This window comes from Arsenicicoccus dermatophilus, assembly GCF_022568795.1.
Taxonomy (GTDB): Bacteria; Actinomycetota; Actinomycetes; order Actinomycetales; family Dermatophilaceae; genus Arsenicicoccus; species Arsenicicoccus dermatophilus.
The window spans coordinates 846,603-858,940 of sequence record NZ_JAKZHU010000001.1 but is presented as its reverse complement, the minus strand read 5'-3'; the positions used below and the strand labels follow the sequence as shown (position 1 = coordinate 858,940).

General features: G+C 71.5%; 10 protein-coding genes. 2 read left to right on the top strand and 8 right to left on the bottom strand.

What is annotated here, in order from left to right; all coding sequences use genetic code 11:
• Positions 1 to 39 precede the first annotated feature (39 nt).
• On the bottom strand, positions 40 to 699 hold the full coding sequence (gene purN, locus MM438_RS04090) for a phosphoribosylglycinamide formyltransferase (RefSeq protein ID WP_241451255.1): 660 nt from the start codon (positions 697 to 699) through the stop codon (positions 40 to 42).
• 286 nt (positions 700 to 985) lie between these two features.
• Here purN and MM438_RS04085 point away from each other — a divergent pair, with 286 nt between their 5' ends.
• Positions 986 to 1,171 (top strand): hypothetical protein, encoded by a 186-nt coding sequence (locus MM438_RS04085; protein ID WP_241451254.1) that lies wholly within the window; start codon positions 986 to 988, stop codon positions 1,169 to 1,171.
• 213 nt (positions 1,172 to 1,384) lie between these two features.
• Here the strand turns inward: MM438_RS04085 and MM438_RS16910 are convergent, their stop codons facing one another.
• From MM438_RS16910 to MM438_RS04060, 6 genes are all read right to left on the bottom strand, one after another.
• Positions 1,385 to 1,672 (bottom strand): antitoxin VbhA family protein, encoded by a 288-nt coding sequence (locus MM438_RS16910; protein WP_407568277.1) that lies wholly within the window; start codon positions 1,670 to 1,672, stop codon positions 1,385 to 1,387.
• Entirely contained in the window at positions 1,651 to 2,877 is a 1,227-nt protein-coding gene (locus MM438_RS04080; protein ID WP_241451253.1) for a cell division protein PerM, read from the bottom strand. Before MM438_RS04080 ends, MM438_RS16910 begins: the two co-directional genes overlap by 22 nt.
• 169 nt (positions 2,878 to 3,046) lie before the next feature.
• Positions 3,047 to 3,934, bottom strand: a complete 888-nt coding sequence (gene sucD, locus MM438_RS04075) for a succinate--CoA ligase subunit alpha (protein ID WP_241451251.1) — start codon at positions 3,932 to 3,934, stop codon at positions 3,047 to 3,049.
• Positions 3,935 to 3,969: 35 nt separating this feature from the next.
• Entirely contained in the window at positions 3,970 to 5,151 is a 1,182-nt protein-coding gene (gene sucC, locus MM438_RS04070) for an ADP-forming succinate--CoA ligase subunit beta (protein WP_241451250.1), read from the bottom strand.
• Between the two features lie 241 nt (positions 5,152 to 5,392).
• Positions 5,393 to 7,747 carry a M4 family metallopeptidase gene (locus MM438_RS04065; protein ID WP_241451249.1) on the bottom strand — a complete coding sequence of 785 codons (2,355 nt, stop codon included), beginning with the start codon at positions 7,745 to 7,747 and terminating at the stop codon, positions 5,393 to 5,395.
• A gap of 392 nt (positions 7,748 to 8,139) precedes the next feature.
• Positions 8,140 to 8,541, bottom strand: coding sequence for a coenzyme B12-dependent isobutyryl CoA mutase small subunit (locus tag MM438_RS04060; protein WP_241451248.1), 402 nt, complete (start codon positions 8,539 to 8,541; stop codon positions 8,140 to 8,142).
• A gap of 180 nt (positions 8,542 to 8,721) precedes the next feature.
• Between MM438_RS04060 and MM438_RS04055 the strand changes: the two genes are divergently transcribed.
• Positions 8,722 to 9,726, top strand: coding sequence for a M23 family metallopeptidase (locus MM438_RS04055; protein ID WP_241451247.1), 1,005 nt, complete (start codon positions 8,722 to 8,724; stop codon positions 9,724 to 9,726).
• Between the two features lie 130 nt (positions 9,727 to 9,856).
• Here MM438_RS04055 and pcrA read toward each other — a convergent pair whose 3' ends face one another.
• The gene (gene pcrA / locus MM438_RS04050; RefSeq protein ID WP_241453273.1) at positions 9,857 to 12,310 is read right to left on the bottom strand and encodes a DNA helicase PcrA; all 2,454 of its coding nucleotides are present in this window, start codon (positions 12,308 to 12,310) and stop codon (positions 9,857 to 9,859) included.
• Positions 12,311 to 12,338: the final 28 nt, after the last annotated feature.

Genomic DNA, 12,338 nt, shown 5'->3' with positions numbered 1-12,338 from the left:
AGGGGTGGTCCGGTCCGCGCGGGCGGCTCGGTGGACGAGTCAGGCCGCTCCGGGTCCGACCGCGCCGGGTCGGCCGGGAGCGCCGATCCGGACCCGCCGTCCGTCGACCCGCCACCCGTCGCGCGCCATCCGACCCACGACGTCGACGAGCATCTCGCGCTCGGCCACCTTGATGCGTTCGTGGAGGGTGTCCTCGGTGTCGTCGTCGGCGACGGCGACCGCGCGCTGGGTGATGATCGGGCCGGTGTCGACCCCGGCGTCGACGAGGTGGCAGGTAGTGCCGGTGATCGCGACGCCGTGGGCGAGGGCGTCACGCACGCCGTGCGCTCCCGGGAAGCTGGGCAGCAGCGCCGGGTGGGTGTTGATCACCGGCGGGCCGGCGAGCACGCGCTCGCCCAGGATCCGCATGAAGCCGGCGCTGACCACGAGATCCGGCGCGTGGCGACCGATCTCGTCGGCGAGAGCGATGTCCCACGCGGCGCGGTCGGTGAAGTCCCCCGGCCGGACCACGAAGGTCGGGACACCAGCCCGCCGCGCCCGCTCCAGTCCGGCGATCCCGTCCCGGTCGGCGCCCACCGTGACGATCCGCACGCCGAGCACCGGGTCCGCGCTTGCGTCGAGCAGGGCCTGCAGCAGCGTCCCGGACCCGGAGACGAGCACCACGACGGACAGGGGGGAGGTCACGGGAGCGTCACTCACGGACAGCACCCTAGCCGGATGGGGGAAGATAGGTCCGTGCCTGCCGAACGCCACGACGCTCCTTCCCCCGAGGCCTGCCCCAGGACTCCCCGCAGAGCCGCCGTGCCCTGGCCGCCGGCCAGCGGGCGACGACCCTCGTGCTGGTGGCCGTGCTGATGTCCTCGCTCCCCCACCCCTGGTCCCTGCTGGCTCTGGTGACCGCCCTGGGCGGACTCGTCCTGGCCCTGCTGGCGACCACCTGGCAGCAGTGCGGGCGGGACGCTGGGGCTGGGCGGCCTGGCACCTCGTGGCCGTGTCCTTCGCGGGCTACCTGCTGTGGGCGGGGTCGCTGCAGGCGATGTATCCCGGCCAGGTCGCGAGCTGGTCCTCGTGCAGCAAGGCCGCGAACACCCATCAGGCGCAAGCGCTCTGCGACACCGCCCTCGGCCGGTCGACACCGGCGTGGTTCTCCCGGGTGCTCGGGCTGGCCTGACCCAGGCCGGCCCGCGGTGGTGGCGCCCACGGCCCGTCCCGATGGCGGTGCCGTCCCCGCCTGAGAGAGAGGCCCTTCGAGCGCTCCTGCCCCAGGGCGTCGTCGCGAGCGGGGCCGGCGAACGGGTCTACCTGCTCCCACCCACCGGACGACCCACCGGGCTCGTGTGCAGCTCACCGGACCGGTCCGACCGCGCCCGGGTCCCGGCGTCGGTCAGCAGCAGGGTGCCAGCCGTCGTGGACGCCGGGCCGCGGCCGCCAGGACCTCAGCCGACGTCACCTCCCCGGCCACGTACGCCTCCTCCACCTCCCGCGGGTCGTCATCAGGACACCCACCGTCCGTCTCGATGCTGTGCCGCGCGTTGTCCACCGCGCGACGACGCGCCGCCCGCTCCTGCGACGAGATACCCACCCGGTCCTCCTGGCTCGACCAGCCTTGCCCGTCCTGTGGGAGCGTCCCACCAGACGGTGGTAGTACAGCTAACGGTGGTAGCGGCGCCATACCAGGGCCAGCATCAGCAGCCCGCCCAGCGCGGTCTCACCGGCCACCGCGGCCGTCGTCGGGAGCACCCGCGGCCCGATCTCGGCGAGGGCCTTGGCACCGAGCGAGCCGCCGGAGGTCCACAGCACCACCGCGGTCCCGAGGACCAGGACCACCCACGCGCCGAGGGCAGCCAGGGCCTTGCCCGCCAGGGACGCCAGCACACTGACCCGGTTGACGGCCCACCAGGTGGTCAGCGCGCCCACGACCACCGGCAGCACGCCCGCGGCCATGACCCACGAGGGCAGCGTCCCGTTGTCCGGCAGGGCCCCGAGGACGGGCACCATCGGGAGCAGGCCGGACCGCGACTCCTGCCAGGTGTAGGCCGATCCGAGCCCGACGGTGAAGCCCGGACCCGCCACCCAGGACAGCCCCCACGCGGCGACGTTCGGCAGCCAGGCCAGCTGGGCGAGCGCGAGGACGACGGTGCCGAGGGGCCCCGCGTCGAGCTCACCGGTGAGGTCCCGGACCCGGCCCAGGTGCCACACCAGGGCGACCGCCGCCGGGAGCAGACCGACGAGCAGCAGGACCCCGACTCCCCGGACGCCGGCGGACAGGGCGCGGCGGACCGGCACGGGCAGCAGCTGCCCGGCCTTGTCGTGCCAGACCGGGGCCAGCTCGGGCGAGACCAGCTCGTGCCGGAGCCCCACCGCGCCGCCCACCATGGGCACCAGCAGGCACCCGCCCACCGTGACCGGCCAGACCGGGGACACCGGCATGGTGGCGGCGTGCGCAGCCACCACGAGACCCAGCGCCGCGTAGGTCAGGACGAAACACCCCACGAGCGCGACCACCCCCTGACGCATCCCCCCGAGCCGGGGGATCCGCGGGCTGCGGTCGTCCTGGACCGGCCCCGACAGGGACCGACCGGCCGCGGCGCAGGCCGCCAGCGGCAGCAGGGTCAGCAGCAGCGGCGACAGCGCCAGGGTCGTCTCCCCCGCCCGCAACGCCCCCAGGTGCGCCGTGACCCAGGCCAGGCTCGCGACCCCGAGGGCGTCGCCCCAGCCGACGGTGGTCCGCGCCGACCCCGCCCATCCGACGACGGTCAGCAGCGCGAGGGGCACCCAGCTCGACAGCACGGCCACCAGGGCAGCACGGGCCGGTCGGCGCAGCGGGGCGCTGGTCGCGGTGAGGGCGGGGAGGCGGAAGCGCGTTGTCTCACTCATGGGTGTGCCTATCGTCCCCCAGCCGAGGACCACGGCTCGCCTCGGCTCGCCGCGCGCGTCCCGTTCCCGCACCGGCGAGCTGCGGTATGCCGAGAGCCGGTCGCCCCGGGGTGGGGGCGACCGGCTCTCGACGCAGGCCTCGCGTCGACGACCCCGAAGGCGGCCGGGGTCAGCGGCCCTGCATGATCTCGCGCATGAGGGCAGCCGTCTCGGAGGGCGTCTTGCCGACCTTGACGCCCGCAGCCTCCAGCGCCTCCTTCTTGGCGGCCGCGGTGCCCGCGCCGCCGGAGACGATGGCGCCGGCATGACCCATGGTCTTGCCCTCCGGCGCGGTGAAACCGGCCACGTAGCCGACGACCGGCTTGGTGACGTTCTCCTGGATGTACTTCGCGGCCCGCTCCTCGGCGTCGCCGCCGATCTCGCCGATCATGACGATGGCAACGGTCTCCGGGTCCTTCTCGAAGGCCTCGAGGCAGTCGATGTGGGTCGTCCCGATGACCGGGTCGCCGCCGATGCCGACGGCCGTGGTGAAGCCGAAGTCACGCAGCTCGTACATCATCTGGTAGGTCAGGGTGCCGGACTTGGAGACCAGTCCGATCTTGCCGGCGCCCGCGATGTCGGCCGGGATGATGCCGGCGTTGGACTGGCCGGGGCTGATGATGCCCGGGCAGTTGGGGCCGATGATGCGGGTCGTGCCCTTGTCCTTGGCGTAGTTGAAGAACTCCGCGGTGTCCTTGACGGCGACGCCCTCGGTGATGACCACGCACAGGCCGATGCCCGCGTCGACGGCCTCGACGACGGCGGACTTGGTGAAGGCCGGGGGCACGAAGACCACGGTGACGTCTGCGCCGGTGGCCTCCATGGCCTCCTTGACCGACCCGAAGACCGGGATCTGCTTGTCGCCCGGGAAGTCGACCGTCTGGCCGGCCTTCTTGGGGTTGACGCCGCCGACGATGTCGGTGCCGGACGCGAGCATGCGCGTGGTGTGCTTCATGCCCTCGGAGCCGGTCATGCCCTGGACGATGACCTTGGAGTCCGCGTTGAGGAAGATAGCCATTGCTGTGAAGTCCCTTGTCTCTCTTGCTCGAACGCTTACTTGGCGGCCAGCTCGGCGGCCTTGCGGGCGGCGCCGTCCATGGTCTCCTCGACGGTGACCAGCGGGTGGTTGAAGTCGGAGAGGATCCGGCGACCCTCCTCCACGTTGTTGCCGTCCAGACGCACGACGAGCGGCTTGGTGGCCGAGTTGCCGAGGGTCTTGAGGGCACCGACGATGCCGTTGGCGACCGCGTCGCAGGCGGTGATCCCGCCGAAGACGTTCACGAACACGGACTTGACCTGCTCGTCGCCGAGGATGACGTCCAGACCGTTGGCCATCACCTCGGCCGAGGCGCCGCCGCCGATGTCGAGGAAGTTGGCGGGCTTGGAGACCCCTCCGGTGTGGTCCTGCCCGGCATAGGCCACGACGTCCAGGGTGCTCATGACCAGGCCGGCGCCGTTGCCGATGATGCCGACGTTGCCGTCGAGCTTGACGTAGTTGAGGTGCATCGCCTTGGCCTTGGCCTCCAGCGGGTCCTCGGTCTTCTCGTCGACCAGGGTGGAGTGCTCCGGCTGACGGAACGAGGCGTTGTCGTCCAGGGTGACCTTGCCGTCGAGGGCGACGACCTCGCCGTCCTCGGTCTTGACGAGGGGGTTGACCTCGACGAGCGTGGCGTCCTCGTCACGGTAGACCTCCCAGAGCTTCTGCAGGACCGGGGCGACCTTGGCGCCGGTCTCCGCGTCGAAGCGGGCGGCCGCGACGATCTCCTCGGCCTTGGCCTGGTCGATCCCGACCTGGGGGTCGACGGCAACGCGGGCGAGGGCCTCGGGCCGCTCGACGGCGAGCTGCTCGATCTCCATGCCGCCCTCCTTGCTGCACATCGCCAGGTAGGTGCGGTTGGCGCGGTCCAGCAGGAGCGAGAAGTAGTACTCCTCCGCGATCTTGGCGCCCTGGGCGATCATCACGGTGTGGACGGTGTGGCCCTTGATGTCCATGCCGAGGATCTGCTGGGCGAACTGCTCCGCCTCCTCCGCGGTCTTCGCGACCTTGACGCCGCCGGCCTTGCCACGGCCCCCGGTCTTGACCTGGGCCTTGACGACCGTGACGCCGCCGGACCGGGGTCCGATCTCCTCGGCAGCAGCGCGGGCGGCCGCTGGGGTCTCGGCGGTCTTGCCCGCCAGGACCGGCACGCCGTGCTTCTCGAACATGTCACGTGCCTGGTACTCGAAAAGATCCACGCTCGATCCGTCCTTGGGTTAGGTGGTGGAGTGTCAGCGCGAGGATATCCCCCAGCGGCCGTCGGCTCTACGTATGTCGGTCGGCTGCGACCGATGACACACGGTCCACAGGCAGACGAACGGCCGGCCGCTCTCTGAGCAGGAGAGCGGCCGGCCGGTCAAGCACCCGTCACGGGGGATGCGTGAGCGGGTCAGAGCCGGGTCGGCAGGAGGTGGACCATCCCGGCTCTGGAATCGATGATCAGCCCACGGACACGTCGTCGAAGACGAACGAGGTCTGCTTGCCGTAGTCCTCGAGCGCCCGGAAGGTCAGCGTGACCCGCTTGCCGGCGTAGGCGGTCAGGTCGACGGTCTTCTGCACGTAGCCCGAGGTCTTGTCCATGTTGCTGTAGGACGCCACGGGCGTGTTGTTGACCATGACCTGGGCGCGGTCGAAGCCGACCAGGGAGGAGGTCTCGGCGGTGTCGATGGCGACCCAGTAGGTCAGCTTCGGCGAACCGGCCGGGACGGTGACCGTCTGCTGGACCTGGTCGATGGACGGGTGACCGTTGCCACCGAGCCACAGCTTCCAGGAGCCCGAGTGCGCGGGCCGACCGGCGTTGTTGTTGACGGGACCCGACTGGCCGAGCCAGCCGCGCTGGCCGGCCTCGAAGTCACCGTTGACCACGACGTTGCCACCGGGAGCCGGCGTGGTGGGCACGGTGGTGGGGGTGCCCGTCGGAGCACCGGTCGGCGTGACCGTCGGGGCACCCGTGGGCGCCGTCGTCGGAGCGCTCGTGGGCGCCGTGGTGGGGGCGCCGGTCGGCTTGACCGTCGGGGCACCCGTGGGCGCCGTCGTCGGAGCGCTCGTGGGCGCCGTCGTCGGAGCGCTCGTGGGCGCCGTGGTGGGGGCGCCGGTCGGCTTGGCCGTGCCGGTGGGGGCCGGGGTCGGGGTGCCGGTGCCGCACTTGGCGGTGCCCGCGGGGACCGAGATCGCGTTGTAGGCGGCCTCGACCGACTTGCAGACCTGGCTGTTCTCGCCGTACAGCTCGATGGCCGACTTGATGGCACCCTCACGAGCGGCCTTGTAGTTGGACGTCGAGGTGAGCTTGGTCGACAGGGTGCGGTACCACACCTTCTCGATGTTCTCGCGGCCGGCGCCGGTCACCGTGGAGTTGTTGCAGGTCGGGCTGTCGTACTTCACGCCGTTGATGGTCTTGGCGCCGGAGCCCTCGGAGGCCAGGTAGAACCAGTGGTTGCCCGGGCCGGACGAGAAGTGCGGGTCGGCGCTGGCCACGCTCGAGGACCAGCAGTCGTAGGAACGGCCGTCCTTGGAGGGCTTGTCCATGTAGCGCAGCGGGGTGCCGTCGCCCCGCAGGTTGATCAGCTCGCCCATGTAGTAGTCCGGCTTGTCCTTCGGGAGCGCCGCGTAGAACTCCACCGCGACACCGAAGATGTCCGAGGTGGACTCGTTCAGACCACCGGCGTCGCCCTCGTAGGCCAGACCGGCGGTGTTCTCGGTGACACCGTGGCTCATCTCGTGGGCGGCGACGTCGATCTCGGTCAGCGGCGCGTTGTTGCCCGCACCGTCGCCGTAGGTCATCTGGCGTCCGTCCCAGAAGGCGTTGGTGAAGTTGTTGTCGTAGTGGACGCGCGAGCGGGCGCCCTTGCCGTTGTTCCAGATGCCGTTGCGGCCCATGACGTTCTTGTAGTACTCGAAGGTCTTGTCCGCACCGTACTGGGCGTCCGCGGCGGCGCTCTGACGGTCGGAGTTGGAGCCGCTGCCCCACTTGTCGTCGGCGTCCGTGAACGGGGTGCCGTCCGTCTTGGCGTTCTTGGAGTCGGTCGAGTAGTTCCCCGTCTCGGGGTTCTTGAGGAGGTAGTTGCCGCCCTCCTTGGTGGTCTTGAGCTCGACGTCACCCACGAAGATGCCGTTGCCGGAGCCCTGGGCGATCTCGTCGTAGGAGGTGATCGGGGCGCCGGTGTCGGCGTCGATGTAGGACTTGATGCGCGAGGGGGTCCGGTCGGCGGTGATACCGGTGGTCTTGACCTCGTAGGCGAGCTTCTGGGTGCCCTTGTCGTCGACGTGGATGACCAGGGTGTTGCCGGCGTTGGCGGCGTTCTGCAGACCCTTGGGGGCGGCCAGACCGCGCTCCTTGGACTCGGCGCCGTTGAACGCCTTGGCGGCGGCCAGACCCTTGGCCTGGGCGGCGCCCTTGTCGACGGCGGGCTGCAGGTCCACGGTGATCTTGCCGGTGAACATGCCGTCGTGGCCGGTGACCTTGCCCGACTTGTCACGGTGGACGATCAGGTCGCCACCGACGACCTTGACACCCTTGAAGAAGCGGTCGACGCGGACGTGGGTCGAGCCGTCGGTGTCCTTGAGGACGTCCTTGACCTTGAAGGAGTCGTCGGAGGTGAGGCCGAGGGCGGACACCAGATCACCCTGGTCGGCCTGGGCGGAGGAGACGAGGGAGGCACGGGAGTCGGGAGCGACCAGGACCGTCGCCCGGTCGGGTCCGTCGCCGTCCGCAGCGTGGGCGCCGACGACGACGACCGGTGCGAGGGCTGCGGCGCAGGCGAGGGCAAAGCTCGCGCCGAGGGTGATCTGCTTCATGGGTGAGGGCTCCTCAGAGGGGTGCAACCGTCGGTGACGGACCGGTAACCGGCCCCCCGGGCGGGATCTGGCTCGTCGGGGCAGGGGGATCGCGAGAGGATCCACGGCCGGCCCCTGAATCTCACCGCACACCCGGACAGGTGTAAATCTGCCAGCGGACAATTAGGCCGATAGAGGGAGGAAACGGCGCCCTCCGCGGCCCTTCACGTGGCGAAGCATGACGCTACGTGCCCAGATGGCCGGTTACGCATGGGCAATTCCCAGACACCATGAGTGATGTCCCTCGCCATCGCCCCACGCCGGGGCCGCAGGGCAGGGATCGCCACCGGACCGTCCGCAGACGCAGCAGGGCCCCGGACCGAGGTCCGGGGCCCTGCTGGATGTGCAGAGGGTCAGTGAGCCTGCACGTTGGCCGTGACCCACTCCACGATCTCCGTGGTGGTGGCGCCCGGCGTGAAGACGTGGGCGACGCCCATGTCGGTGAGGGGCTTGATGTCGTCCTCGGGGATGATGCCACCACCGAAGACGACGATGTCGGCGGCGTCCTTCTCACGCAGGAGCTCGATGACCTTCTTGAACAAGGTCATGTGGGCCCCGGACAGGACGGACAGGCCGACGCCGTCGGCGTCCTCCTGGATCGCCGCCTCGACGATCTGCTCGGGGGTCTGGTGCAGGCCGGTGTAGACGACCTCCATGCCGGCGTCACGCAGCGCGCGAGCCACCACCTTCGCACCGCGGTCGTGACCGTCAAGACCCGGCTTGGCCACAAGGATTCGCAACCTGGACTCGCTCATGCCCGCCAGCCTAGCGGAGGGTCACCGACCAGGGACCGCCGGGGGCCCCTTCCGAGCGGCGCCGCCGCAGGTTGCAGGCCTGAGGGAGCACCGCCGCCGTGGCGCTCGTCCCGTTGCGTCACGAAAACGTCGCGGGTTACCGTGACCGCCCGTCCCACACGCTCGCTCGTCAGGTTGACCATGACCACCAGCCCCGCCTCCTCGGAGGTCCTCGCAGGCCGCCGCCCGCGTCATCGTGCCGAGCCCGCCCGCCCCGGCGCCCGCCGCGTCGGGATGATGGGCGCCGCGGCCACCCTCGCCACCGGCGTCGGTGCCACCGGCCTGCACCAGCTCACCGGTCGCGCGCAGGCGGTGGAGGGCCCCGTCACCTTGTCCATGGCACCGGCGGCGGCCCCGGAGGCTGCCGCCGCGACCCCGACCGCGACGGGGGCGCTCGGCGCCGTCCGCAGCGCCCGGACCCCGGTGACCCAGGGCTCCCGCGCAGTGACCATGGCTGCTCCCACCGCGCTGCCCACGGCCACCGGCACGACGACCGCGGTCGCGCTCCCGCCCAAGCCTGTCGCCCCGCCCGTCCAGGTGGCGCCCCTGCCCGCGCCGGCCACCGCGGCCGCAGAGGCCGCAGAGGCCATCGAGCGGGCCATCGCCGAGGCGACCACCACGCCCACCACCGGCACCGAGCGGCCCACCGTGCGCAAGGCAGCGGGTGCGCACCGCGCCCCCACGCGCGGGCTCCTCGGCCTCGGGCGAACCTCCCGCACCACCAGCCGCGTCACCGGCGCCTCCACGTGGGTGCTCCCGGTGGACGCCTACCGGCTCACCTCGCGCTTCGGCGCCCGATGGGGCGGCACCCACCACGGCCTCGACTTCGCCTGCCCGGTGGGGACACCGGTGCGTTCCCTGTCCGACGGCGTGGTCACCGACGTCCGCGACGGGGCCCGGGTCTACGGGCGCTACGTCGACGTCACCTTCGAGGACGGCACCCTCGCGCGCTACGGCCACCTCAGCCAGCTCGACGTCAAGGTCGGGCAGAAGGTCTCGGCGGGCGAGGTCCTGGGCCTGTCCGGCAACGAGGGTCGCTCCACCGGACCGCACCTGCACCTGGAGATCCACCTGGACGGCAACCCCAGCCTCAGCTCGGCGGTCGACCCGGTCGTCGAGTTCCTCAAGCGGGGCCTGTCGGTCTGACCGGGGGCTCACGGCCGACCGGTGCGACACCGACGGACGAGCCTGCGACACGGTGGCGCCGGACCGGGATCCCGGTCAGGCGCCACCGCGCGTGTCACCACCGACACCGGGCAGGGCGCCGGCGCGCGGCTCAGAGCTTGGTGATCGGGGCGATCCCCAGGACGAAGCGCTTGACCCCGGTCTCGCCACCGAAGTCGACCGTCGCCATGGCCTTGGCTCCCAGACCCTCCACGCGCACCACCGTGCCCAGCCCGAAGGAGTCGTGGGTGACCCGGTCGCCCGAGGCCAGCGCCGGCACCGGCCGCTCGCCGCGGCCCGGGCGAGCGCCCAGCCGGGCCACCAGGGGCTGGGTGGACGACGAACCGGCCAACGCCGACTCGGTGCGCTGCCAGTCGATCAGGTCCGCCGGGATCTCGTCGAAGAAGCGGGACGCCGGGTTGAACTGCGGCTGACCCCAGGCGGATCGGACCGACGCCCGGGACAGGTGCAGCCGCTCCCGCGCCCGCGTGATCCCGACATACGCCAGCCGTCGCTCCTCCTCGAGCTCCTTGGGGTCACCGAGGGCCCGGCTGTGCGGGAAGGTCCCGTCCTCCATACCGGTCAGGAAGACGACGGGGAACTCCAGCCCCTTGGCGGTGTGCAGGGTCATCAGGGTGACCACCCCGGAGTCGTCACCCTCCTCGGGGATCTCGTCGGAGTCGGCCACCAGGGACACCTGCTCCAGGAAGTCGTCCAGGCCGCCCTCGGGATAGGTCTCGTCGAACTCGCGTGCCACGGCGACGAGCTCGTCGAGGTTCTCGATCCGGGTCTCGTCCTGCGGGTCGTGGCTGGCCCGCAGCTCGGCGAGGTAGCCGGTGCGGTCCAGGACCCCCTCGAGGAGGTCGCCCACCCCGGCACCGCCGTCGCGGGTCTCGCGCAGACCCTCCAGCAGGGTGGTGAAACCCTTGATGGCCGAGACGGACCGGGTGGCGATCCCGGGCGCGTCCTCGGGGTGCCCCAGCGCCGCGACGAAGCTCGTGCGGTCCCGCTCGGCCAGCATGGAGACGCAGGCCTCCGCCCGGTCACCGATGCCGCGCTTGGGGACGTTGAGGATCCGGCGCAGGTTGACGGTGTCCTCCGGGTTGGCGACGACCCGCAGGTAGGCCAGCGCGTCCTTGACCTCGCGCCGCTCGTAGAAGCGGGTGCCGCCGACGACCTTGTAGGGCAGACCGGTCCGGACGAAGACCTCCTCCAGCGCTCGGGACTGGGCGTTGGTGCGGTAGAACACCGCGACGTCGCCCGGGCGCACCCCGTGCTGGTCTCCGAGCCGGTCGATCGTCTGCGCGACGAAGGACGCCTCCTCGTGCTCGCTGTCGGCGACGTAGCCCACGATCTTGGCGCCGGCCCCCTGGTCGGACCAGAGGTTCTTCTCCCGACGGCCCTCGTTGCGCGCGATCACGGCGTTGGCCGCCTGCAGGATCGTCTGGGTGGAGCGGTAGTTCTGCTCCAGCAGGATCGTCCGCGCCTGCGGGTAGTCCTGCTCGAACTCCACGATGTTGCGGATGGTGGCGCCACGGAAGGCGTAGATCGACTGGTCGGCATCCCCGACCACGACGAGCTCGGCCATGGGCAGGTCCCCGCCGACCGTGGGTCCCCCCGCGAGCTGGCGGACCAGCTCGTACTGCGCCTGGTTGGTGTCCTGGTACTCGTCCACCATGATGTGCCGGAACCGGCGGTGGTAGTAGGACGCCACCTGCGGGAAGGCCTGCAGGATGTTGACCGTCGTCATGATCAGGTCGTCGAAGTCCATGGCGTTGGCCTGGCGCAGACGGCGCTGGTACTCCACGTAGACCTGACCCAGCAGTCGCTCCTGGTGGGTGGCGCCCTCCCCCAGCCGGTCGCGGTAGGTCTCCTCGTCGACCAGCTCGTTCTTGAGGTTGGAGACCTGGTGGCTGAACGACCGCGGCGGGTAGCGCCTGGGGTCCAGGTCCAGGTCGCGCATCACCATCGCCATCAGGCGTTGCGAGTCGGCCGCGTCGTAGATCGAGAAGCTCGACGAGATGCCGATGACCTTGGCCTCGCGGCGCAGGATCCTGACGCACGCCGAGTGGAAGGTGGACACCCACATGGCGCGGGCCCGGCCGCCGACGATCGCCTCGACCCGCTCGCGCATCTCGGCGGCCGCCTTGTTGGTGAAGGTGATCGCCATGATCTCGCCGGGCTGCACGTCGCGGGCGGCGAGCAGGTGGGCGATCCGTTGGGTGAGCACGCGGGTCTTGCCCGACCCCGCGCCCGCCACGATGAGCAGCGGCGATCCCTGGTGCAGCACCCCCTCGCGCTGCTGCGGGTTGAGGCCCGCCAGGATCGCCTCGGGGTCCTGGCGCGGGCCCCCACCGCCCCAGGCGCCGCGGGCCTGGCGCTCGGCATACGCCTGCTCCTCCTCGGTGGGCGGGGCGTCGTCGTCACCGGGGGGCGGGGCGTCCGAGAGCGCCCACAGGGGAACGCCGGAGGCATCCACCTCGCCGCTCGCAGGAGGGGAGGTCCGGCCTCGCGTCGGCGTCGTCGTGGCAGGGGTCAGGGGCAGGTCGTCGAAGAGGGAGTCCATCGCGCGGTCCAGCCTACGGGTGCGCACC